At 56.2% G+C, this 21,139-nt stretch carries 25 protein-coding genes and 1 pseudogene; 18 read left to right on the top strand and 8 right to left on the bottom strand.

Annotation, left to right across the window (positions count from 1 at the left end; all coding sequences use genetic code 11):
• Positions 1 to 130, bottom strand: a 130-nt coding sequence (locus C8273_RS13490) for a transposase (protein WP_159060751.1), incomplete at its 3' end; no start/stop codon positions are given.
• Between the two features lie 40 nt (positions 131 to 170).
• Between C8273_RS13490 and C8273_RS08580 the strand changes: the two genes are divergently transcribed.
• From C8273_RS08580 to C8273_RS08570, 3 genes are all read left to right on the top strand, one after another.
• A complete protein-coding gene (locus C8273_RS08580; protein WP_267895799.1) occupies positions 171 to 1,058 on the top strand; it encodes a dicarboxylate/amino acid:cation symporter in 888 nt (295 codons plus the stop codon).
• Positions 1,059 to 1,311: 253 nt separating this feature from the next.
• Complete coding sequence (locus C8273_RS08575; protein WP_106627296.1) at positions 1,312 to 1,944, top strand: hypothetical protein; 633 nt, start codon at positions 1,312 to 1,314, stop codon at positions 1,942 to 1,944.
• Entirely contained in the window at positions 1,945 to 2,595 is a 651-nt protein-coding gene (locus tag C8273_RS08570) for a class I SAM-dependent methyltransferase (protein ID WP_106627295.1), read from the top strand. It begins immediately after the preceding gene.
• A 133-nt stretch (positions 2,596 to 2,728) separates the two neighbouring features.
• On the opposite strand, the gene C8273_RS08565 is transcribed toward C8273_RS08570, so the two are convergent.
• The 3 genes from C8273_RS08565 to C8273_RS08555 are packed head-to-tail and all read right to left on the bottom strand — an operon-like array spanning position 2,729 to position 5,087.
• The gene (locus tag C8273_RS08565) at positions 2,729 to 3,922 is read right to left on the bottom strand and encodes an ATP-grasp domain-containing protein (RefSeq protein ID WP_106627294.1); all 1,194 of its coding nucleotides are present in this window, start codon (positions 3,920 to 3,922) and stop codon (positions 2,729 to 2,731) included.
• Between the two features lie 12 nt (positions 3,923 to 3,934).
• Complete coding sequence (locus C8273_RS08560) at positions 3,935 to 4,690, bottom strand: esterase family protein (RefSeq protein WP_106627293.1); 756 nt, start codon at positions 4,688 to 4,690, stop codon at positions 3,935 to 3,937.
• Positions 4,691 to 4,706: 16 nt separating this feature from the next.
• Positions 4,707 to 5,087 (bottom strand): YbaN family protein, encoded by a 381-nt coding sequence (locus tag C8273_RS08555; RefSeq protein ID WP_106627292.1) that lies wholly within the window; start codon positions 5,085 to 5,087, stop codon positions 4,707 to 4,709.
• 172 nt (positions 5,088 to 5,259) lie between these two features.
• Here C8273_RS08555 and ftsE point away from each other — a divergent pair, with 172 nt between their 5' ends.
• The 8 genes from ftsE to C8273_RS08515 all read left to right on the top strand — a co-directional run bounded on the left by ftsE (position 5,260) and on the right by C8273_RS08515 (position 13,638).
• Positions 5,260 to 5,946 carry a cell division ATP-binding protein FtsE gene (ftsE, locus tag C8273_RS08550; protein WP_106627291.1) on the top strand — a complete coding sequence of 229 codons (687 nt, stop codon included), beginning with the start codon at positions 5,260 to 5,262 and terminating at the stop codon, positions 5,944 to 5,946.
• A complete protein-coding gene (gene ftsX, locus C8273_RS08545) occupies positions 5,936 to 6,823 on the top strand; it encodes a permease-like cell division protein FtsX (RefSeq protein WP_106627290.1) in 888 nt (295 codons plus the stop codon). The genes ftsE and ftsX overlap by 11 nt, the downstream gene beginning before the upstream one ends.
• 3 nt (positions 6,824 to 6,826) lie before the next feature.
• Entirely contained in the window at positions 6,827 to 7,942 is a 1,116-nt protein-coding gene (locus C8273_RS08540) for a murein hydrolase activator EnvC family protein (RefSeq protein WP_106627289.1), read from the top strand.
• 12 nt (positions 7,943 to 7,954) lie between these two features.
• Complete coding sequence (locus tag C8273_RS08535) at positions 7,955 to 9,100, top strand: S41 family peptidase (protein WP_106627288.1); 1,146 nt, start codon at positions 7,955 to 7,957, stop codon at positions 9,098 to 9,100.
• A 96-nt stretch (positions 9,101 to 9,196) separates the two neighbouring features.
• The gene (locus C8273_RS08530) at positions 9,197 to 10,597 is read left to right on the top strand and encodes a TolC family protein (protein WP_106627287.1); all 1,401 of its coding nucleotides are present in this window, start codon (positions 9,197 to 9,199) and stop codon (positions 10,595 to 10,597) included.
• Positions 10,598 to 11,704 (top strand): efflux RND transporter periplasmic adaptor subunit, encoded by a 1,107-nt coding sequence (locus C8273_RS08525; protein ID WP_106627286.1) that lies wholly within the window; start codon positions 10,598 to 10,600, stop codon positions 11,702 to 11,704.
• A gap of 16 nt (positions 11,705 to 11,720) precedes the next feature.
• Positions 11,721 to 12,434: an ABC transporter ATP-binding protein gene (locus C8273_RS08520; protein ID WP_106627285.1), complete on the top strand. Its 714-nt coding sequence runs from the start codon at positions 11,721 to 11,723 to the stop codon at positions 12,432 to 12,434.
• A complete protein-coding gene (locus C8273_RS08515) occupies positions 12,424 to 13,638 on the top strand; it encodes an ABC transporter permease (RefSeq protein WP_106627284.1) in 1,215 nt (404 codons plus the stop codon). Before C8273_RS08520 ends, C8273_RS08515 begins: the two co-directional genes overlap by 11 nt.
• Before the next feature lie 51 nt (positions 13,639 to 13,689).
• Here the strand turns inward: C8273_RS08515 and C8273_RS08510 are convergent, their stop codons facing one another.
• From C8273_RS08510 to C8273_RS08500, 3 genes are read right to left on the bottom strand one after another with little or no spacing between them, the layout of a single operon-like run.
• Positions 13,690 to 13,953, bottom strand: coding sequence for a hypothetical protein (locus tag C8273_RS08510; RefSeq protein ID WP_234343956.1), 264 nt, complete (start codon positions 13,951 to 13,953; stop codon positions 13,690 to 13,692).
• Complete coding sequence (locus C8273_RS08505) at positions 13,934 to 14,239, bottom strand: BrnT family toxin (RefSeq protein WP_106627283.1); 306 nt, start codon at positions 14,237 to 14,239, stop codon at positions 13,934 to 13,936. Before C8273_RS08505 ends, C8273_RS08510 begins: the two co-directional genes overlap by 20 nt.
• Positions 14,240 to 14,283: 44 nt before the next feature.
• The gene (locus C8273_RS08500) at positions 14,284 to 14,628 is read right to left on the bottom strand and encodes a cupin domain-containing protein (protein ID WP_106627282.1); all 345 of its coding nucleotides are present in this window, start codon (positions 14,626 to 14,628) and stop codon (positions 14,284 to 14,286) included.
• A 207-nt stretch (positions 14,629 to 14,835) separates the two neighbouring features.
• On the opposite strand from C8273_RS08500, the gene C8273_RS08495 reads away from it, so the two are divergent.
• The 4 genes from C8273_RS08495 (at position 14,836) to C8273_RS08480 (ending at position 17,744) form a co-directional block, all read left to right on the top strand.
• The gene (locus C8273_RS08495; RefSeq protein ID WP_106627281.1) at positions 14,836 to 15,027 is read left to right on the top strand and encodes a type II toxin-antitoxin system HicA family toxin; all 192 of its coding nucleotides are present in this window, start codon (positions 14,836 to 14,838) and stop codon (positions 15,025 to 15,027) included.
• A gap of 43 nt (positions 15,028 to 15,070) precedes the next feature.
• A complete protein-coding gene (locus C8273_RS08490; protein ID WP_106627280.1) occupies positions 15,071 to 15,385 on the top strand; it encodes a type II toxin-antitoxin system HicB family antitoxin in 315 nt (104 codons plus the stop codon).
• 260 nt (positions 15,386 to 15,645) lie between these two features.
• Positions 15,646 to 16,404, top strand: coding sequence for a YdcF family protein (locus C8273_RS08485; RefSeq protein WP_106627279.1), 759 nt, complete (start codon positions 15,646 to 15,648; stop codon positions 16,402 to 16,404).
• Positions 16,401 to 17,744 (top strand): MATE family efflux transporter, encoded by a 1,344-nt coding sequence (locus tag C8273_RS08480; protein WP_106627278.1) that lies wholly within the window; start codon positions 16,401 to 16,403, stop codon positions 17,742 to 17,744. The genes C8273_RS08485 and C8273_RS08480 overlap by 4 nt, the downstream gene beginning before the upstream one ends.
• A 92-nt stretch (positions 17,745 to 17,836) precedes the next feature.
• Here C8273_RS08480 and C8273_RS13210 read toward each other — a convergent pair.
• Positions 17,837 to 17,959, bottom strand: a pseudogene (locus tag C8273_RS13210) (secretion protein HlyD); the annotation flags it as partial.
• Between the two features lie 103 nt (positions 17,960 to 18,062).
• Between C8273_RS13210 and C8273_RS12745 the strand changes: the two are divergent.
• The 3 genes from C8273_RS12745 (at position 18,063) to C8273_RS08455 (ending at position 21,033) form a co-directional block, all read left to right on the top strand.
• Entirely contained in the window at positions 18,063 to 18,212 is a 150-nt protein-coding gene (locus C8273_RS12745; protein WP_172664495.1) for a hypothetical protein, read from the top strand.
• A gap of 194 nt (positions 18,213 to 18,406) precedes the next feature.
• Positions 18,407 to 19,918 (top strand): AAA family ATPase, encoded by a 1,512-nt coding sequence (locus C8273_RS08460; RefSeq protein ID WP_106627277.1) that lies wholly within the window; start codon positions 18,407 to 18,409, stop codon positions 19,916 to 19,918.
• A 2-nt stretch (positions 19,919 to 19,920) separates the two neighbouring features.
• Entirely contained in the window at positions 19,921 to 21,033 is a 1,113-nt protein-coding gene (locus C8273_RS08455) for a hypothetical protein (RefSeq protein ID WP_106627276.1), read from the top strand.
• The last annotated feature ends 106 nt before the right edge of the window (positions 21,034 to 21,139 follow it).

Raw genomic sequence — 21,139 nt, 5'->3', positions numbered from 1 at the left:
CGCGTGTCCATGTATACATCGTATTCTTGGAAATTCCTAGCTCTTTGGCGGCTTTCGCTTGACCGATTTCCTGCGCCAGCTTGATTGCCTGCACCTTAAATTCGTCATCGTATTGCCTGTTTGCTGCTATTTTGACCTCTCCTTCTCCTCTTTGACCTTATCTAAAATCCTTGCGAAGAAGTTGTCAACTTTATTTATACAACATCATTTCATGGTTTCCTGAGAACATTGTGAATGCAATGGTCAAGCAGGATATGCTGCAGATTATTGTGTTCGCTATTTTCCTTGGCTGTGCTTTACTCATACTTGGGAAGGAAGTCGCGGAACTTATCCGCCTACTAGATCAATGTGCTGCCGTCATGCTGAAAATCACGGATTTTGTCATGGCGTTTTCGCCCATTGGCATTGCGTCTCTGATGGCAACTATGGTAACAACCATCTCTGGGGCGACGGTCAAGGATGTTTTGCTTCTCATTGCAGCAGATTATCTCACCTGCGGGCTTGTTCTTGTCATTCTATATCCCTTGATTCTAAAAGTTGCTGCCGGAATTTCACCGCTCGGTTTCTTTCGACGCATTTCTGAACCAATGCTTGTTGCCGTGTCGACCACCTCGTCGGCTGCGACTCTGCCTGTATCTTTAAAGGTTGCGGGCAGTAAACTTGGCATTCCGGAAAATGTCTACGGTTTCACACTTCCACTTGGAAACACTTGCGGCATGAACGGTTTTGCTGTTTTTATTGGCCTTTGCTGCATATTCTGTGGTCACATCTATGGCGTGGAGGTTACGTTTGGCAAGCTCGTACTCTATATCTTCCTCGGCATTATCCTGTCTGTCGGTGCTGCCGGCGTGAAGGGCGCAGGAATTGTCATGAGCACTGTTCTCCTCGAAGCAATTGGTATGCCGTTGGATGTCATTCCAATCTTTGCTGCAATCTGGCCGGTCATCGATCCGCCGCATACGCTGTTGAACAATACGGGTGACCTTGTCGGAACCGCTGTGATCGCAAAGCGTATGGATCAGATGGATATGGAGATTTACGAAAACGGATCTGAATGACGCATGAAAAATTTGCGAAAAGCCTGTCTTTTGATGGGCTTTTTATTTTGCTCGTGTGAGGTGAATTCCGTGCTCGCCTCCCAAAAATTTTTTATGGTACAATGATCTCACCATAGCAATCCTTATGGAAGCACTGATAAATTCAGCCACGCCATCTAATGCATGCGCATATTATATTCTGATGAAATAGAGCCCTGTGCTAATTCGGCGCGGATCTTTGTGCGATAGAATATAATAGAGGAGTGATAATACGGTGATTTCATCAAAAATTCGATTTCCCATCATTTTTGTGGCAATCTTTGCTGCGGCGATTCTGACAGCACTCTATTTCGCGACGTTTGGACGCATGGAGCGGGCAGATGCAGCGGAGAGTATCAAGCTTTACTGTGACGCGTTTGTGCGGCAGGATGAGGCGGCGCAGAAGCGGCTTGCCTCCTATGGTGCGCCGACGGAGTCCTTTAACATGAAAGCGGCGTTTTCGAATGCACTGCAAACGTCTGGGGCGATGCTCTCGCCCGAGGAGGCGGCGGAGATTGGCGATGCCTATATGGAGTCCCTGCGTACGGCGACGGTCGAAACGGCTGTGACGGAGGAGGGGCGCGGTCAGGCAATGGTTGAAGTGACGGTAACGCGATACAATATGATCGCCGCACGCGAAAAGGCAACCTCTCTCATGCGACAGCGCATGAAGCTGGATGCCGCACCGGAGGAGCTGCGCAAGACGGCAGTCGAGGCGACGGCAGAGGCGTACCGCGAACTTGAGCCGATCGGCACGGTGACGTTCTATGTGCCTGTCCGCTACAACGAGGAGACGCGGATCTGGGATCCTGCCGACCCGATGCAGTTCGGTTTTGATCTGTCGAAACAGACGATGGGGGTGCAATAGATGGCAGAGGCAGACTGGCAGAAGATAGACCGGGAGACGGCGGAGGGGAATCCCCGCTGCCCCGAGGGGGAGGCAGGGCGTGCGATGCTTGCACGCATGAACGAAAGTCATGCAAAGCTTGTGGAGTGGGGACTTGCGCACATTGACCTCGCTCCACATGATACGGTGCTCGATATCGGCTGCGGCGGCGGCAATACGCTTGCACGCATAGCCGAACGCGTGACGGAGGGACATCTCGTCGGCATCGACTATGCAAAGACTTCGGTGGAGGCATCGCGTGCGTTCAACGCCCCTTTGATCGAATCGGGACGGATGGAGATTCTGCATGGATCGGTGGAGGAGCTGCCGTTTGCGGACGAACGCTTTGATGCGGTGGTGACGGTGGAGAGTTTCTATTTCTGGCCTTCGCCCGAGAAAAGCCTGAAGGAAGTCAGACGCGTGATCAAGCCGGGCGGGTCGTTCGTGCTCCTTGCGGAGATCTATGGGCGGGATGATCTGCCCGAGGGCATCCGCGCGAAGGTCGCGGAATATTCGCTGACAAATCCGACTCCGACGGAGTTCCGCAGTCTCTTTCATGCGGCGGGCTTCCGTGTGGTCGCACTGGATTTCAAAGAGGGGACGTACTGGATTGCTGTGCGCGGAGAGCGGTGATGGAGTGGTGCTGTCTACGCATTTCTCCATTTGTGGTACGATAGCAGCATCAGTGCTGCTTCCTCAGGTCAGTCAATCAAAAAAGTTGTTGTACGAGGTCGTTTGATCTCATACAACAACTTTTTTCGTGCCGTTATCCCTGTTGTTCCTGTACGTAGCGGATGAACTCGTCGGTCTCCGCCTGCCCGTTCAGTTTTGCTGTATACATGTGATTGCCCATCTGCGGCCACATCATCTCTGGCATACGCTCGCACATGACGATCTTGCCCGCATACCGTGCGAGAATGTCCTCGTGCGTATGCACATAGCGATGGAAGTCGCGACGGCTCGCGTACGCGCAGTAGTAGTGTTCGTTGCGGTCGGGCAGGAGGCGGCGGTTCGCTGTGATCATATCTGCCCAGATCTCATAGACATCGGTGGAATGCGCAAAGTTCATCATGTCGGTGGTGTAGCCGCCGGCGGGGCGCATATTGACCTCAAGTCCGACGAAGTCCCCGACTTTGCCGAGTCCGGGCTTGTCCTTTGTCAGACGGAAGAACTCAAGGTGAACGAATCGGCTGTGTACGTGGAATGCCTTCAGTGTGGCGCGTCCTGCCTTTTTCAAGGCATCGGGAACGATGTCCGTCGTATAGTAGGAGAGGTCGAGCTGATAGAGCACGATGTCCATGACGGACGGCGGCCAGACGGTCATGGACTCGAAGATGGGGTTCGAGTCCGCATCGACGATGGCATCATAGGAGCAGATATCACCCGTGACGAACTCCTCCATGACGTAGGGAACGGTCGGTTTGGACGCATAGAAATGGCGCAGCTCGTCATGGTTGTCGATGCGGTAGGTGTCCGTTGCACCGACGCCCGTATCGGGCTTTACGATGACGGGGTAGCCAACCTCGGCAAGGAACTCCTCACCTGCCGCGAGTGTTGTGACCTTTGCGAGACGTGCCGTGGGAATGCCCGCCTTATGGTAGAAGGGCTTCATTGCAGATTTGTTCTTGATGTGTTCGATGTCGCCTGTCTGCCAGCCCGTGCGTACGTTGAAGTCCGTGCGCAGCTGTGCATCGCTCGCGAGCCAGTATTCGTTGTTGGATTCAATCCAGTCGATGCGGCCGTATTTGAAGGTAAAGAATGCGACGGCACGCAGCATCTGATCGTAGTCGGCGAGCGAGGGCACAAAGTAGTACTCGGTCAGCGACTCGCGCACTTCATGCTGCAGCTGGTCGTAGGGCGTGTCGCCGATGCCGAGAACGTTTACGCCCTTTTTTTTCAGGCGGTCACAGAAGTTCCAATAGACGCGCGGGAACTGTGGGGAAACAAAGATAAAATTCATGTGTGCACCTCCTTATGTGTCTTCACGCAGGACAAAGGGGAGGAAGTAGGTGAACTGCTTCTTCCACCACTCCCAGTCATGATCGACATCGTAGCCCCAGAAGTCGACCCACGCATGGATGTCCTTGCTGTAGAGCAGATTGCCCATGAGCGCGGTCGTGCGTCGCCCCTCCTCCTCCCAGCGTCCCTGTCCGACGCAGAGGACGATACGCCGCTGGTTGTAGAGGTCGATGTAGGGGTGATCCTCGGGCATGTTGGCGAGAAAGTCGAGCGGCGAGTTATCATAGAGTGTCTCGTTCATCCAGCCGTCGGTGAAGAATTTTGCGTCGTAGACGCCCGAGAGGGCGAGCACGCCGCCAAACAGATCGGGGCGACGAAAGAAGACGATGGCAGCATGCAGTCCGCCAAGGCTGCAGCCCGCAGCAATCGGCAGCTGCTTGCTCGTGTTCTCCAGGTAGATGCGCGGGACAACCTCGTCGATGATGTAGCCGTAGTACTGCTCCTGCCGCTGCGCACGCCACCGCTTGTCGCCCCATACGTTTGACCATGTCTCGGTGTCGACGGTGTCCACGCAGAAGAGTTGAATGCGCCCGCTCCGGAGATCGTTCGCCATTGCCTCGATCATACCGAAGTTCTCGAAGTTGTCGCTCATTGCATCCTGTGTCGGAAAGACGAGGAGGGGCGCACCCGTCGGCTTTCCGTAGATGCGTATATTCATCATGCGGTCAAGCCGCGTGCTGTGCCAACTCACTTCTTTGCAGTTTGTCATAAAAACCTCCCTAATTTTATGTTCCCCTTTTGACGCTGGGGATGCGGAATACGAAGAAGATGACGTGCAGCGCCCACATCACTCCAATGGCGATGCGTGCGTGCGGGTGCTCGGTGAGGAGAAAGGAGATGCCCATAAGCGTGGTTACGGGCAGCATGATGCGCAGTTTCTGCGCGTTCGTCATGCCGCGCCTGCCGTTGCGCATGAGGAGCATGGCTTGGCGGTAGATGCGTGTTGTACGCAGCCACGCATCGAGGCGCTGCGAGCCGCGTGCAAAACAGAAGGCGGCGAGCAGAACAAACGGGACGGTCGGCAGAATGGGCAGCAAGGCACCCAGTATCCCGAGCGCCAGACTGAGAAGTCCGAGCGTCACGTAGAAAATTTTTTTAAGAACCATCGTAGTTTTCCTTATCAATGCTTCCGTTACTCTAAAGAGAATAGCATGAGACAGCAAAAATGGCAACGCAGTGTTTTGCTGTTTTTTCGATTTGTGCTATAATATGAGATGGTTTTTCAGGGACTCTTGATTCATACGGGAGTTTCGGCTTGGAGAGGAATGAGACGGATATATGATTCGGATGAAAAATGTCTCAAAGATATATGACAATGGTGTCGTTGCCCTCGATCATGTGAGCATTGAGATCGGCAAGGGGGAGTTTATCTTCGTTGTCGGTGTGAGCGGCGCGGGGAAATCCACGTTCATTAAGATGCTCTTTCGCGAGGAGCTGCCGACCGAGGGCGAGCTCTTCGTCAACGGGCACGACGTTGTCAATATGGATTTGAAGGATGTTCCGTACCTCCGGCGCGGATTGGGGGTTATCTTTCAGGATTATCGTCTGCTGTCGGACAAGACGGTCTATGAGAACGTGGCGTTTGCCATGCGCGTCATTGAGGCGCCGCGCCAGATGATCCAGCGCCGTGTGAACGCAGTGCTGGACGTGGTCGGGCTGCGTGACAAGTACCGCAACTTCCCCTCGCAGCTTTCGGGCGGTGAGCAGCAGCGTGTGGCGATTGCGCGTGCGATTGTGAACGATCCTGCGATTCTTATTGCGGATGAGCCGACGGGCAATCTCGACCCCGAGACGAGCTGGGACATCATGGATATCTTTAAGCGTATCAATGCGGCGGGGACGACGATTGTCATGGCAACGCATGATAAGAACATTGTCGATACGATGCAGCGCCGTGTCATTGCCATTGAGGGTGGACACATTGTACGCGATGAGCTGCGCGGAGGATACGGATATGAAGATTAGAACCGCCGAATACTATGTGCAGGAGGTTTTTCGCTCCCTGCGCCGCAACAACTGGATGACGTTCGCGGCGGTCGGTACGGTTGCTGTTTCTCTCTTTATTCTGGGGGTCTTTCTGATCCTCGCACTGAATATGAACCGTGCCGCTTCGCTCCTTGAGTCACAGGTGCAGATCAGCGTCTATATGAAGGATGACCTTTCCGAGGATGCGGAGGAGGAACTGGGGACGCAGATTCGTGCCTTGCAGGGGATTGAGTCGGTCAAATATGTGAGCCGTGAGGAGGCGCGTAAGCGTCTGTCCGAGCGGCTTGGTGAGCAAAAATATCTGCTGGATGCACTGGGGGACAAGAATCCACTCCCCAATGCTTATGAGGTGACGGTACGCCAGCCGGACATGGTCGAGACGGCGGCGAAGCAGATCGAGCGCATGAACGGTGTGGAGTCGGCGAAATACGGTCAGGATGTGGTGGAGCATCTCTTTGATATCACGCGTCTTGTACGCATCTTCGGCGTCCTGCTCATTCTCATGCTCGGCGGCGCGACGGTCTTCATCATTGCGAATACGATCCGTTTGACGGTCTTTGCGCGGCGGCGGGAGATCGCGATTATGAAGTATGTCGGTGCCACGGATGAGTTCATTCGTTGGCCATTCGTGCTTGAGGGCATTGTCCTTGGCTGTATCGGCGGTATGATCTCGGCATTCGTTCTGCGCAGTTTCTATGCCGGGGTGGCGAACAAGGTCTACGATACGCTGGCGTTTTTCCCGCTCATTCCGCAGTCTCCGTTCATGACGTACGTGAGCATTGTCATCGTGCTGCTCGGCATGGCGATTGGTGCGGTGGGTGCATGGGTGTCACTCAAGCGTTTCCTGAAGGTGTAATCGATGAAATCAGCAATGCAAAAGACGGTTGCCGCTCTCGTTGTCACTGCGTTTTTTACGGCAGGGCAGGGAGCGGCGGCAACGCTTGAGGAGGAGCGCGACAGCTACGACGCGCAGGTTGAGGAACTGGGGCGGCAGAGTGATGAGCTCGCCGGCAAGATCGATTCGCTCTCCGAGCAGAAGCGTATTCTCGATGAGGAGGCGGGGGCGGCAATCGCCGAGCACAAGGCGCGTCGCGCTGAGCTCAATGCAACGCTCGAACGACTTGAGGAGAACGAGGAAAAACTTGTGGTCGCGGAGCGTGACTATGACCGCAAGAGTGAGGCGCTGGGGCGGCGCGTGCGCGATATTTACATCAACGGACAGATCTCATACGTCGATGTACTCTTTGGTGCAAAGGATTTTTCGGACTTCCTGACGCGCATGGATCTCCTCAAACGTGTCATCAAGCAGGACTATGATCTCGTCCATGAGGTGCTCACGCAGCGCGATGCAATGCGTGCGCTGAAGGAAGAACTCGAAAAGGATCGGGCGGCGCAAGAGCCGCTGGAAAAGAAGGCGCGTGAGGCACGGCTCGCGATGGAGGAGAAGATCGAGGCGCAGCAGGCACTCATCGATCAGATGAAATACGATAAGGAGACGATTGACCGCAAGCAGGACGAGTCCCGCGCAGCATCGGAACGCATTACGCGTATGCTCCAGCACAGCGGTCTGCGCAATCTCCCAGTGCAGGGGTCGGGAGCGATGATCTGGCCGCTTGCGGGATCGATCACGTCGGATTTCGGCTGGCGTACGCATCCGATCACGGGGGCACAGCGGTTCCACAGCGGCATCGATATCGGCGGCGACTACGGCGATCCGATCTATGCGGCACAGGCGGGAACGGTCGAGTATGCGGGGTGGATCTCGGGCTATGGGAATGCCGTCATCATCAATCATGGCGGTGGAATCTCGACACTGTATGGACACTGTCAGTCGCTCGATGTGAGCACGGGACAGAGTGTCGCTCAGGGCGAGCTGATCGCCGAGTGCGGCTCTACGGGCAACTCGACAGGACCCCATTGCCACTTCGAGGTGCGCGTCAATGGCGAGCCGGTCAATCCGCTCGCATATTTGTAAACGAAAGAGAATATGAACAGAAAAAAACTAATTTTCATTGTCGTTTTGTCTGTACTTCTCGGGAGTATGCTGACCATGCTCGCGACGGGCGTACTTCTCCGCTCGGCAGGGCTGTATGCGGATGATGTGCTGCGCCTTTTCGGTGTGATGAAGTTCATTCAGGCGCGCTATGTGAACCCGCCGAATACGACGGAACTCATTGACGGCGCGATCAACGGCATGGTCGCCTCGCTCGACGATCCGCACTCCGTCTACATGCCGCCCTCGATGTTCAAGGAATTGCGTCAACATACAGAGGGCTCGTTCGGCGGCATCGGCGTGACGATGGGGTTTAAAGACAACAACGTCAAGATTATCTCTGTCCTCGAGGGCACGCCCGGTGAGGCGGCAGGGCTGCGTGCGGGCGATGAGATCCTCGCCGTGGACGGTACGCCGACGAGCGAGCTGCAGAATGAGGAGGTCGCCCTGCGCATCCGCGGCGAGGCGGGCACACAGGTCGTGCTTCGCATCCTGCGGGACGGTGCAGAGCAGGAGTATACGATCACGCGTGACATCATACAGGTTGCGTCCGTGCGCGGCGTGCTCGTCGAGGGAACGACCATCGGCTACATTCGCATTGGATCGTTCGCCGAGCACACGGGCGAGGAGTTTGCGGCGGAGATGAACCGCCTCGCGGGTGAGGGGATGACCGCACTCATCATCGATCTGCGCGAGAACCCCGGCGGGCTCATCACTAGCTGTGTTGCAGTCGCCGAGCAGGTCGTTCCGGCGGGCACGATTGTCTCTGTCATTGACCGCGACGGCGGTGCGGAGGTCTATCGCTCCTCCCTCGGCGCACGGAAATATCCGATCGTTGTCCTCATTGACGAGAACAGTGCAAGCGCCTCAGAGATTCTCGCGGGGGCACTCCAGGATACGGGCGCAGGCACGATCATTGGCACAACCTCATACGGCAAAGGATCCGTGCAGGCAGTGCTGCCGCTCTTTCACGAAGATGGGCTAAAGCTCACAATCGCAAAGTATGTGACGCCGAACGGCCGCTCCATCGACGGCACGGGCATCACGCCCGACATCACAGTCGAGCGGAGTCCACAGGACACGACGGATGTGCAGTTCGAGGCGGCGAAGCAGTATCTGACGGAGCATCCGACGCTCTAACAGAAAAATAACAGGTTTTTAATAAGCACATAGCGCCCCTGCATTAGCATGGGCGCATTGCTATATGGACGTATTTCCTATACTGAGGAGGACTTTATGGTTCGTGATAGGCAAAGGCGGCAGTGCCGCCGTGTATTTGCCGCCGCCGTTCTGAGTACGGCACTTATCTTACCACTGTCTGTGCATGCGATGAATCTCACGCTCGACGAGGCAATCGACACGGCGCTCGCGGCGAATACGGGACTGCGCATCAAGCAGGCGGGCGAGCGGACGGCAGATGCTGCGCTGAAACAGGCACGCGGCAAGAACAGCATCTCGGCAGAGGCGAGTGATACCCTGCGCATGAGCAAGGCGCGGGACGAGAACGCACGGACGAGTAATGCGCTCAGCGTCTCGGCACATTTGCCGCTCTACAGCGGCGGTGCAAACGAGGCGAATATTGCCTCGGGCGAGATTGGTGCGCGTGTGGCGCGTCTCACGACCGAGCGTGCGCGTGAGGATTTGAAATACGAGGTGACTGCCGCCTACTGGAATGCCGTGGAGGCAGCCAAGAAGATCGAAGTGCAGCGCGACACCGTGAACAAATACGACGCGCACCTGAAGAATGTCACGGCACTCTATGATGCGGGCGCACAGGCGAAAATTGATGTGCTCCGCTCATCTGTAGAGCTCTCGAACGCACGGCAGGAGCTGATCCGCGCGGAGAATACCTATGCGGTGAATCTCGCAGCGCTGCGCAATTTGCTGAACATCGACCATGCGGAGCCGCTGACGCTCACGACAGAGGTCGCCGTTCAACCGTTTGGGACATCCGTGGAAGACTGTATTTCATACGCATACCGCAGCCGCCTTGATCTTGCAGCCGCGCGTGATCAGCTGCGGCAGCGTGAACTTGCCGTCGAAAGCGCACGGGCAGGGAAGAAACCCTCCGTCAGTCTCACCCTCGGCACGGGGCTCACGAGCCAGTTCCAGCCGCGTCATGATACGAGCGCGGACGTATCTGCGTCCGTGGGGGTCAGCTGGAACATCTTTGACAGCGGTGTCACGCGCGCCGCGATTGAGGCGACGGAGGCGGAGCGCGACATTGCTCTGCTGAACGTGAAGAAGGAGGAAGAGAGTATAGACCTTGACCTCCGCAAGGCATACCTCAATATGCGCGAGGCGGAGCAGCGGTTTGCCTCGACGGGAGATGCTGTGCGTCAGGCACGCGAGGACGGTTACATCGCGAATGAACGCTACCGCGCGGGCGAGGGCATCCTGCTCGACATCATCGACGCGCAGACGGCACTCAGTGCAGCGGAGACGAATGCGATCAGTGCACGCTATGACTACGCACGCTATCGTGCGCAGGTCGAGAATCTGATGGGGGCAGCGCTGACGGAAAGCGAGCGCGCGGCAGCGGAGGGGCTTCCCACCGTGACCGCTGAGGAGCGTGCGGCGGCACAGGCAGCATACATTGAGGGCGGTACGGACGCTGCGGCGAAGGCGGTGGAGTAAATGAAACGAAGGACAATCATCGGCATTGGTGTAGTCGCGGCGGTGCTGGCTGCGGGCGGCGTGTATTGGTACATGGAGTCGAGTGCGGCAGAAAAGACGGCACATGCCGTCGAGACGGTTGCCGTGCAGCGTATGGACATCAAGTCGACTGTCGAGGCAACGGGGACGATTCGCCCTGTGGATTCGGTGGAGGTCAGCTCGAAAATCACAGCGCGCATCAGCTCCGTTCTCGTCAAGGAAAACGATACCGTCACGGCGGGGCAGGTGGTTGCAACGCTCGACGGCAAGGACTATGAGGCGAAGCGCGACCAGGCGCAGTACCGTGTCACGAATACACGCGCAAAGTACAACCGCATGAGCTATCTTGAGAGCATCGGCGCGAAGTCCAAATCCGACCTTGAGGATGCGGAATACAACTACGATACGGCACAGTCGACCCTTGAAGAAGCAAACTCCGATGCGAATGAGACGATCATCACCGCACCGATCTCGGGCGTTGTCGTCGGCGAGCCAAAGACAGCGGGGACGATGGCGGTGCAGGGCTCGGACAATCCGACCGTCATCATGCGCATTGCCGACCTCTCGAAGAAGCAGATCAAGGCGAAGGTGGATGAGACGGATATCGGAAACATCCGCATCGGGCAGGAGGCGACGTTTACCGTCGATGCCTTTACGGACAAGAAATTTACGGCACGCGTCTCGAAGATCTCGCAGACCGACGTGACGAACAGCTGGGATACAAGTTCATCCGCTTCATCCGCCTCATCGAGCACGAGCGTCATCTACTACTATGTGACTCTCGATGTGGACGATCCCGAAAATCTCCTGCTGCCTGCGATGACGGCACGCGTCGTCATCAACACGGCAGATCGAAACGATGCGCTCGTCGTACCGCTCTCGACGCTCAAGACGGACGCAGCGGGCTCCTACGTCCTCGTCCTGCAGGAGGATGGCACGCAGGAGATGCGCTACGTCGAGACGGGCATCTACAGTGATGAGTATGTCGAGATCCTTTCGGGGCTCAGCGAGGGCGAGCGCGTCGTCAGCACCTACACGGCAAAGGTCGTTCCGATGAGTATGCACGCGGGCGGACCGCCGCCGTTCTGATGCGGAGGTGATCGCAGTGGAACAGAAAATACCGACCATCCGCCTGCATGGGATCCGCAAGCTCTACCGGATCGGCGGCGAGACGCTTGCTGCACTGGACGGCATCGACCTCGAAATTCGGCGCGGCGAGTTTGCCGCGCTCATGGGACCATCGGGCTCGGGGAAATCCACGCTTATGAACATCCTCGGCTGCTTGGATCGACCGAGCGCAGGATCGTACAAACTCGACGGCGCGGAGGTCGCGGGTCTCAGCGATGATGCCCTTGCCGCGACGCGCAACAAGAAGATCGGCTTCGTCTTTCAGAACTTCAACCTGCTCCCGCGCATCTCCGCGCTCGACAATGTCGCCCTGCCCCTCGTCTATGCAGGTGTTGGGCGGCGCGAGCGCACGGAGCGGGCACAGGAGATGCTTGCCGCCGTGGGGCTCTCTGACCGTGGGGCGCATCTGCCGAACGAACTCTCGGGCGGGCAGCGGCAGCGCGTTGCGATTGCCCGCGCCCTCGTCAACGACCCGCACATCATCATGGCGGATGAGCCGACGGGCAATCTCGATACGAAGTCGACAAAGGAGATCATGGATCTCTTTGCGCGGATGCACGAGAAGGGGCACACGATCATTCTCGTCACGCATGAGCCGGAGATCGCCCTGCGTGCAAACCGTCAGCTGCTCGTCCGCGACGGCAGGATCACGCGCGATGAGGGGAAGGGGGTGGTGATGGATGTTGTTTAAGGAATGTTTCGGCATGGCGGTGAACGCCCTGCTCGCAAACAAGCTTCGCTCCCTCCTCACCATGCTCGGCATCATCATCGGCGTGGGGGCCGTCATCGCCATGGTCTCCATCGGTATGGGCGTGCGTACGAGTGTTGCGGACTCCTTTGCGAGCCTCGGCTCGAATATGCTCATCGTCATGCCCGGCTCCGCGAATACGGGCGGTGTGCGCGGCAAGGCAGGCTCGCGCAAGTCACTGAAATACGATGATGCCAAGGCGATTGAGAGCAAGATCAAAGGGATCGACTACGTATCTCCCTCGGTCTCCGGTGCCTATCAGGTCGTGAATGGGAATCTCAACTGGAATACGACGGTGGAGGGCGTCACGCCGGAGCTGATGCAGATCCGCTCACTCAAGGTCGAGAACGGGTCGTTCATCACCGCAAACGATATGGCAAAGCGCAGTCGTGTCGCCGTCATCGGACCGACCGTCGCCTCCAATCTCTTTGGCACGGAGAACCCCATCGGCAAGAACATCCGCATCCACAATCAGCCGTTCAAGGTCATCGGACTGACGGCGGAGAAGGGGCAGTCCATCGGACAGGATCAGGACGACGTGATCTATATCCCCATCACGACGGCACAGGAGCGTATGCTCGCCATTACCTACGTCCAAGCCATCAACATACAGGTGTCGAGTCCCGAGCGGATGAATCAGGTGCAGGCAGACGTTGAGAATCTGCTGCGTCAGCGGCACCACATTCGTCACGGGGCAGAGGACGATTTCACCGTTCGCAACATGACGAGCCTCATGGAGAGCTTTACGGAGAACACGAATATGATTACGCTGCTCCTCGGATCGATCGCAGGTATCTCGCTGCTCGTCGGCGGCATCGGCATCATGAACATCATGATGGTCTCCGTCACCGAGCGTACGCGCGAGATCGGCATCCGCAAGGCACTCGGCGCGACCTCCTCGAATGTGCTCATGCAGTTTATGATCGAGTCCATGGTCATCGGCATCGTCGGCGGCGTGATCGGCATCACGCTCGGCGTTTCGCTCTCCAAACTGATTGGCTCGTTTGGCGGGCTTACCACCACCATCGAGCTCCTGCCGATCCTCGTCTCGTTCTCCTTTGCCGTCGGCATCGGTCTCTTCTTCGGCATCTACCCCGCCCGCAAGGCGGCACGGCTGGATCCGATTGATGCGCTGCGGTATGAATAGATGCACGAATCCCCTCACGGATACATATTCCATGAGGGGATTCGTGTCTGTCTAGATGACAGCTGCGTATTTTTTATACTCCGAGGAGGGGATTTTCAGAGCGGTCATTGCCTGTTGAAGCGACATACTCATGCTGTCCATCAGATTCCGCAGTGCGTTGATACGTTCCTCCTCACGTCCCTGAATATACAGTGCCTTTCGTGAGCCTCCGCGCGTTCCTTTATGGGAGAGGACAAGGCTCATGATTTTCAGCTGCTCATCCGTGAGTTCCGGACTGTCGTTATCGAGCAGTATTTCAGAATGATCTGCGTTCATAAGCTCTCCTTTCTTTTTCCGTAGCTTTTCGCGCTGAAATCAGTCGTAACACATCATTTTCACGTTCTGTATAGACGACAGATAACAAGCCGTCAACTATGCCAATCGTTACGAAACGGTCTTCATCCATGCTGTGCAGTACATCATAGTATTCGATACGCTTCGTGTCGAGAAAAATGCGACCTGCTGTTTCAAAGGATATGCCGTGCTTTCTTCGATTGAGTTTTTCTTTTTCCACATCCCATTCGAGCAAAAAGCCGCCAATCTCCGTTTTGATATCAGCCAATCAAGCACCTCCTCGTGTTGATTGAGAAAGTCGAGCACATCACGCTACTTATTGATAATCAGCGCCATAAAGACGAGATCCTCGGTCTCGGAGGCGTTGGCAATGGCGTGTACCTCGCCGTCGCCGCAGAACGTCGTCGTGCCCGGACCGATCTCGATCTCCGTGCCGTTGTCGTTGTAACGTGCACGCCCCGAGAGAATGTGATAGGTCTCCGTGTTGCCCTCGTGTTTGTGCACGCCCATCGATGCGTGCGGCGGGATCGTCACGCGCGCATACATCGCGCATTTGCCATCGAGTTCGGTCGGACTGAGGAGCTTCTGAATGTGGATGGTACCATTCCCGCCAAAGCGCTTCTCGGCATCGATGTGCTCGGATTCGATGATTGCCATGAATAAACTCTCCTTTGTAATTCTACACAGATTTTGATAGAATGAACGAAGAAGCGCGCAGAAAAACGTGCTTCGTTATATATTCTAAATATTCGCGATGGAGGCGTATTTTCCTTTTTTGTAATTAGGGAATCGCTGATAAATTGGTGAAAGGATGTTGACGCTCCTATCTACACACCTTATAATTTGTGATGGGAGGCGGTTGGGATGCCGATGACTGCGAGGCAAATGATACGGCTGCTGGAGAAGAATGGATTTCGCAAAGCCGTATCAAGTTCCGGATCGCATCAAAAGATGTGGAATCCACTGACACGAAAAACAACAGTTGTTCCGATTCACGCGGGTACATTGGGGAAGGGATTGGGGCATAAGATTTTGAAACAGGCAGGTCTTATATAGCAATGGATTCTTGGAATCATCCTGTTTGGAGGAGTGGATAGAAATGAAGCATTATTATCCGGCGGTGTTCGAGACGGCCGAAGAGGGTGGTTATACTGTGACAGTCCCCGATATTGAGGGATGCTTCACGGAGGGAAGAACCTTGGAACAGGCGATGTGGATGGCGCAGGATGCGATCGGATGTATGCTTGAGGGGGTATCGGAAAGAGATTATCCACCTGCGAGTAACGTCAACGATATCGATACCTCTGCATATACCGATTGCTTTGTTACACTCGTGGAGTTTGACCGACAAATCTATGAGAGACGGTGTCGAGACATAGCTATTGCGCGCGAGCAGCTTGCAGCACTGGCATAGAGATGGAAGCAGTGTTTGGGTTGGGTGTGTCAAACAGAAAATCAAGATGAAAAAGAGCATCTGAAAAGGTGCTCTTTTTATAAGCCTGTGGTATGCCATTTCCTTTTTCTTTTGTCTGTGATGGCTACAAAAATTCCCTAAAATATCCTATAATATGATTCGTTGCACACGCACCTCATATATGTGCAAAATTGCGTAACGATACGAAGTTTGGATTATTTTTGATGTGTTGTATTGTGTTTTGATAGGGCTGATGATACTTGATCTATATTTTGAAATTTGGTGCGGCATGGATTTTGCCGCCGGGCATTTTCATTCTTGCGATGCTCGGGATTGCCGTCTATCTTTGGAAAAAACGACATCAACACCGTGCAGCGGGGCTGCTCGCCGCGCTTGCGTGTGCGCTGTATCTGCTCTCCATCGGAGCGGTTGCTGATCGTCTGATGGGAACCCTTGAGCGGACATACGGTGTACCTGCGGAAGCGCAGGGGGATGTGATCGTCATGCTTGGCGGTGGGGCGATTGCGGATGTGCAGGATGTGGACGGCGTGGGAATGCTCGCGCAGAGTCCGTCTTCGCGTCTGCTCACGACGCTGCGGCTTCATCGGCGCTACAATTTGCCGATCCTCCTCTCGGGCGGGCAGGTGTTCAGTGATACGGGGTCGGAGGCGGAGATCGCGCGGCGTGTTCTCCTATCGCTTGGCGTGCCCGATGAGATGATCTACGTCGAGACACGCAGTCTTACGACGGGGCAGAATGCGCGCTATTCCGCAGAGATTCTGCGGCGTGAGGGCTTCACGCAGCCGATCCTCGTGACCTCGGCGTTCCACCTGCCGCGTGCCGTACTCTATTTTGAAAGGGAAGGGTTTGCGGTGACACCGTATCCCGCAGATTTCTGGGTGAGCGGAAATCCGCAGCTCTATCTTATCAAATTTGCGCCGAATGTGAATGCTCTCTATACGAATACCTATTTCCTCCAAGAGAAGCTGCGCATTTTTGTGACGAGGTATGTCGAATGACGAAAAACATGACGGAGGGCGATCCCGCACGGCTCATCTTCTTCTTTGCCCTGCCGCTTGTTGCGGGCAATATGATGCAGCAGCTCTACGCCTTTATTGATACGCTCATTGTCGGACGTTTCCTTGGGGTCAATGCGCTCGCGGCGGTCGGCTGCACGGGCAGCCTCATGTTTTTGACGCTCGGGTTCATCATGGGATTCTGCACGGGAGTGACGATCTATACGGGACAGCGGTTCGGTGCAGGAGATCGGCGCGGCGTGCGGCAGAGTGCAGCGGCGTGCATTCTGCTCGGTGTGGTGTTTGTGCTCGTATTGACCGCGATTGTCCTGCCGCTGACACGGACGCTGCTCATCCTGATGGAGACACCGTCCGAGATTGTTGACGGAGCATACGATTTTATCTCGATTATTTTTGCGGGGCTCATCGTCTTTCTTCTGCTCTATCTGCAAAACTGCCTTGTTCGTGCGCTTGGTGACAGCAAGACACCAACCATCATTCTTGCCATCACGCTCGGCATCAACATCGCACTCGAACCGGTTGCCATCCTCGTGCTTGGCTGGGGCATTCCGGGCGCGGCAGGCGCGACGGTATTCTCACAGGCGATTGGTGCGCTCATCTTTTACATTTACATTCGCCGTCGCATACCCGCGCTCCATACGCACTGGTCGGATTGGAAGCCCAACGGCGCAGTCCTCATGGCACATCTGCGCATGGGGCTGCCGATGGCGTTCCAGTCCTCCGTCATTGCCATCGGTGCGATCATCCTGCAAGTCGCGCTGAACAACCTCGGCGCACTGCCCGTCGCAGCTTATGCAGCGACGCAGAAGATCGATGCGGTTGCCGTCATGCCCATGCTCTCGTTCGGCTATGCGATGGCAGCGTATACGGCACAGAACTACGGAGCGCAGCAGTACGAGCGCATCCGCATGGGCGTGCGCGCGTGTCTCAAAATGTCGATGGCGTTTGCCGTCGGCATCGGCATCCTCCTCATTGCGTTCGGAACATTCTTTCTGGAGCTCTTCGTCGGTGCGGATGCGGAGGGGGCGGCGGCGGTCATCGCCTACGGGCATACCTTCCTCATCGTCAACGGATCGTGCTACATCATCCTCGCGCTCCTGCTTGTCTACCGCAACGTCCTACAGGGGCTCGGTCAGAGCGTCATACCGACGATTGCGGGCGCGATGGAGCTCATCATGCGCGCGGCTGCAGCCATTTTCCTCTGCAGTTCCCTCGGTTTCCTCGGCGCGTGCATGGCGAATCCACTCGCATGGATCGGCGCGGCGATTCCTGTCGTACTTGCCTATCTCTGGACGGAGAAGACCTTGCGGCAGACAGCGTAAGTGAATATCTCTCAATACAAAAAGAGCAGATTCGTCTGCTCTTTTTGTATTGCCAACGTCTTTACGGGGGGGTGACAAGTGCTATTATATAAAGGAAGCACTGATAAATTCAGCCACGCCATCTTAGCGCATCTTTTTTGCCCGCACTGTGTCGACAAATCCTCCACATAGCTTTGGCTATGCGTCCGGTTTGTCTCCTTGTTCGGACAAAAAATCTACGCCAATCTGACGGACTTCATTTTATCAGCGATTCCTAAGATAAGGGTAATCTGTGGATAACTTGCCGATGTGCAAGGATCAGAGAAAGGATGAAGCATCATGGCAGCACCAAAAATGACCGAGTTTATGTGTACCTACTGCGGAAAAAAGGAGCAGAAGAGTATGCAGGCAGGGCGTCCTCAGCCGGGGAAATGCCCGCGCAAGCCGGGCAATCAGCCACATTCATGGGTGGTGAATCGGACGTACTAAGGAAGCACTGATAAATTCAGCCACGTCATCTTGACGCATCTTTTTTGTCCGCACTGTGTCGGCAAATCCTCCACATAGCCCTGCTATGCGTCCGGTTTGCCTCCTTGTTCGGACGAAAAAATCTACGTCAATCTGACGGACTTCATTTTATCAGCGATTCCCTAATCCACATGGATGAGAAATGAGGGAGCATCATGAACGATCAGCCGGTATTCCGCAAGGAACTTGAACAGTACATGGACGCATATTTGCCCATTCTCTACGTCGATACACTTGAGAACGGGAAAGTGCAGGACATTCTCGCTGAGCTTGCGGCGCAGAAGGGGCGCGGCATCATCAAATGGAGTTTGCACAGCGGCTATGAGGACGCGGGCGCGGGGCTTCGCTATCCGTCGCCTCTGAGCGGAGCACTCGACACAGTACTGCTGGATAAAAACTTCGCACGTAAGATCCTCGTGCTCGAAGATGTCGCAGGCGAACTCGAATCACCTGCGATTGTCTCGCGTCTGCGCTGCATTGCCGAGCGTATCGCGGGCGGTACGATGGACGATTGTACCGTCGTTCTTCTCTCGCCGCTCGGCACGATTCCACGTGCACTTGAGCCGTATATTACCCTTATGAGTCTGGACTATCTAAGCCCCGAGAAGATACGGGAGCACATTCTTCATTTTCTTGAGAGTAACGATATGCCTGCCCCCGTGGAGGAGTTGCTTGACACCTTTGCGATGCACCTGCGTGGGCTGAGTGAGACGGAGATCGACAACATTCTCTCACTTGCCGTGAGCGATGACGGGCAGCTTGACGCGAGTGACCTGCCGATGGTGCTCCGTCAAAAACAGCAGATGATCAAAAAGTCCGGCATCCTTGAGATGGTGACGGTGAAGGAGACCGTCGAGGATATCGGCGGTCTTCAGAACCTAAAGGACTGGCTGCGGACAAAGGCACAGATCTTCCGCGACGTGCGCCGCGCGAAGGAGTTCGGTGTCGACATTCCGAAGGGCGTACTCATTGCGGGGATGCCGGGCTGCGGCAAGTCGCTTACGGCAAAGGCGGCGGCAAGTATGTTCGCCGTGCCGCTCCTGCGTATGGACATGGGGAGGCTCATGGGCAAATACGTCGGCGAGTCCGAGGCGAATATGCGTCGTGCGCTGCAGCTGACGGAGGCAAGCTCGCCCTGCGTCCTCTGGATCGACGAACTCGAAAAGGCGTTTGCGGGAGCGGGAGCGCAGGGCGGCAGCTCCGAGGTGACGACGCGCCTCTTTGGCAGCTTTCTCACATGGATGCAGGAAAAGGACAGCCTTGCCTTCGTTGTCGCCACAGCGAACAACATCTCACATCTGCCGCCCGAGCTCATGCGCAAGGGGCGCTTTGACGAGATCTTCTATGTGGACTTCCCGAATCAGAGCGAGCGCGAAAAGATCATCAGCCTCCACATTGGTAAGCGGCGGAGTGCCGATCTCGCCAAGATCGACGTCGCCGCGCTCGCGCGCAAGATGGACGGGTACTGCGGCGCGGATATCGAAAGTGTCGTGCGCGACGGCATCGAGGCGGCATTTGTCGCGGGCAAGGATCACGTCACCACGGAGGATCTGCAGGCTGCAATCGGACGCACGCACCCCATCTCCGAGACGATGGAGGATGCCATCGAGGAGATGGACAAGACCTACAAGTCCAAGAAATTCACGAACGCATCACGGGAGGAGTAGGAATGGCACGCGACATTCATCTGGAAGGATTTCGGACGGAGGAATCCAAGGGGCTTTTCTCCCTTGCAAAGGACATGATCTCCTCGTGGATGGAAAAGCCGCAGGAAAAGAGCACAGCCGTCTGGCTCGGTGAGGAGTTCATTCAGCGCGTCGGCGGCATGACGGCGGAGGCGGCGCAGGAACTCAGCTCCTCCATCATGGACGGTGTCGATCAGTTCACGGAGAACATGAACGCCATCGAGGAGACCTATCAGAGCGGCGGGACAAAGGAAACGTGGCTGCAGCAAAAATTGCTCTCCGTACCGGGCGCGACCGAGGAGGAGCGGGCACGCTACCTCGCCGAGGCGCAGGTGGCACTTGCAGCGGGCAACAACGAGGTATATGCCGCACTGCACAGCGCGGAGCAAAGCGCAGACCTAAGGCTTCCCGCCGCCGTCGAGGAGCGTGTCCCCGATGGAGCGGGCGGTACATCGTGGCAGACAATCCCTGCGCAGATCGTTGCACAGGGCGTTGCCGAACAAGCCGTGCTTGCAGGCGTCGGCGGCGCGGCACTGGATACGGGACTGAAATATGCCGAGGGGGAGACGAGCGAGCCGCTCAATACGGGGATTGATCTTGGAGAGGAGCCGACCGGGTCGGAGACTGATCGCGGCATCAAGGCGGTCGCAACGGGGGCACTCTACGTTGCCGTCGAGCGCGGCATCGTTCCGTTCCTTAAGAAGGCAACGCCGCTGCCCGTGCTCACGAACATCGCCTGTTGGGGTGTCGAGGGCGTACGCACCGCCGCGCAGGTGTTCAGCGGGAAACTCAGTGTTGCGGCGGCGGTTGACCGTGTGGGGCGCGTCGCCTCCGCAGCCATCGGCGACCTCTGCTCAAAGGGCATCGGTGCGCGTATGCTCTCTGCAATTCCCGTTGTCGGTCCCGTCCTTGGCATGGCGGTCGGCTCTGCGATCAGCAGTCAGTCGGGCAAGAAAATCGCCTCTGCTGTTCATGCGGGCTTCAAGATCATCCAACCCGCCGTAACCACCGTCGCCGAGGGACTGCACAAGGTCGCGACAAAGGCGGTGGAGACCGTGAAGAGCTTTGGCAGGGCGATATTGAGCATATTTGATTGAGAGAATGAGGTGCCCCTATCGGCTCGCATTGCTCGCCACTTCCCCCGCTTCGGGGGGGGAAGCTGATATGCCGTAGTAAAAAAGCCTCCCCCGCCACAGCGGGGAA

The sequence above is a fragment of the Candidatus Centipeda massiliensis genome (assembly GCF_900290285.1).
GTDB classification, from domain to species: domain Bacteria; phylum Bacillota; class Negativicutes; order Selenomonadales; family Selenomonadaceae; genus Centipeda; species Centipeda massiliensis.
The sequence above is the reverse complement of the archived record's forward strand: the minus strand, read 5'-3'. Positions and strand labels throughout refer to the sequence as shown.

Coding starts and splice junctions, on each gene's coding strand:
- C8273_RS08525 (WP_106627286.1), top strand. CDS start 10,598: ATGAAACGAAGGACAATCATCGGCATTGGTGTAGTCGCGGCGGTGCTG.
- C8273_RS08495 (WP_106627281.1), top strand. CDS start 14,836: ATGCCGATGACTGCGAGGCAAATGATACGGCTGCTGGAGAAGAATGGA.
- C8273_RS08500 (WP_106627282.1), bottom strand. CDS start 14,628: ATGGCAATCATCGAATCCGAGCACATCGATGCCGAGAAGCGCTTTGGC.
- C8273_RS12745 (WP_172664495.1), top strand. CDS start 18,063: ATGGCAGCACCAAAAATGACCGAGTTTATGTGTACCTACTGCGGAAAA.
- C8273_RS08540 (WP_106627289.1), top strand. CDS start 6,827: ATGAAATCAGCAATGCAAAAGACGGTTGCCGCTCTCGTTGTCACTGCG.
- ftsX (WP_106627290.1), top strand. CDS start 5,936: ATGAAGATTAGAACCGCCGAATACTATGTGCAGGAGGTTTTTCGCTCC.
- C8273_RS08510 (WP_234343956.1), bottom strand. CDS start 13,953: ATGAACGCAGATCATTCTGAAATACTGCTCGATAACGACAGTCCGGAA.
- C8273_RS08555 (WP_106627292.1), bottom strand. CDS start 5,087: ATGGTTCTTAAAAAAATTTTCTACGTGACGCTCGGACTTCTCAGTCTG.
- C8273_RS08560 (WP_106627293.1), bottom strand. CDS start 4,690: ATGACAAACTGCAAAGAAGTGAGTTGGCACAGCACGCGGCTTGACCGC.
- C8273_RS08490 (WP_106627280.1), top strand. CDS start 15,071: ATGAAGCATTATTATCCGGCGGTGTTCGAGACGGCCGAAGAGGGTGGT.
- C8273_RS08535 (WP_106627288.1), top strand. CDS start 7,955: ATGAACAGAAAAAAACTAATTTTCATTGTCGTTTTGTCTGTACTTCTC.
- C8273_RS08480 (WP_106627278.1), top strand. CDS start 16,401: ATGACGAAAAACATGACGGAGGGCGATCCCGCACGGCTCATCTTCTTC.
- C8273_RS08460 (WP_106627277.1), top strand. CDS start 18,407: ATGAACGATCAGCCGGTATTCCGCAAGGAACTTGAACAGTACATGGAC.
- C8273_RS08565 (WP_106627294.1), bottom strand. CDS start 3,922: ATGAATTTTATCTTTGTTTCCCCACAGTTCCCGCGCGTCTATTGGAAC.
- C8273_RS08515 (WP_106627284.1), top strand. CDS start 12,424: ATGTTGTTTAAGGAATGTTTCGGCATGGCGGTGAACGCCCTGCTCGCA.
- C8273_RS08455 (WP_106627276.1), top strand. CDS start 19,921: ATGGCACGCGACATTCATCTGGAAGGATTTCGGACGGAGGAATCCAAG.
- ftsE (WP_106627291.1), top strand. CDS start 5,260: ATGATTCGGATGAAAAATGTCTCAAAGATATATGACAATGGTGTCGTT.
- C8273_RS08570 (WP_106627295.1), top strand. CDS start 1,945: ATGGCAGAGGCAGACTGGCAGAAGATAGACCGGGAGACGGCGGAGGGG.
- C8273_RS08530 (WP_106627287.1), top strand. CDS start 9,197: ATGGTTCGTGATAGGCAAAGGCGGCAGTGCCGCCGTGTATTTGCCGCC.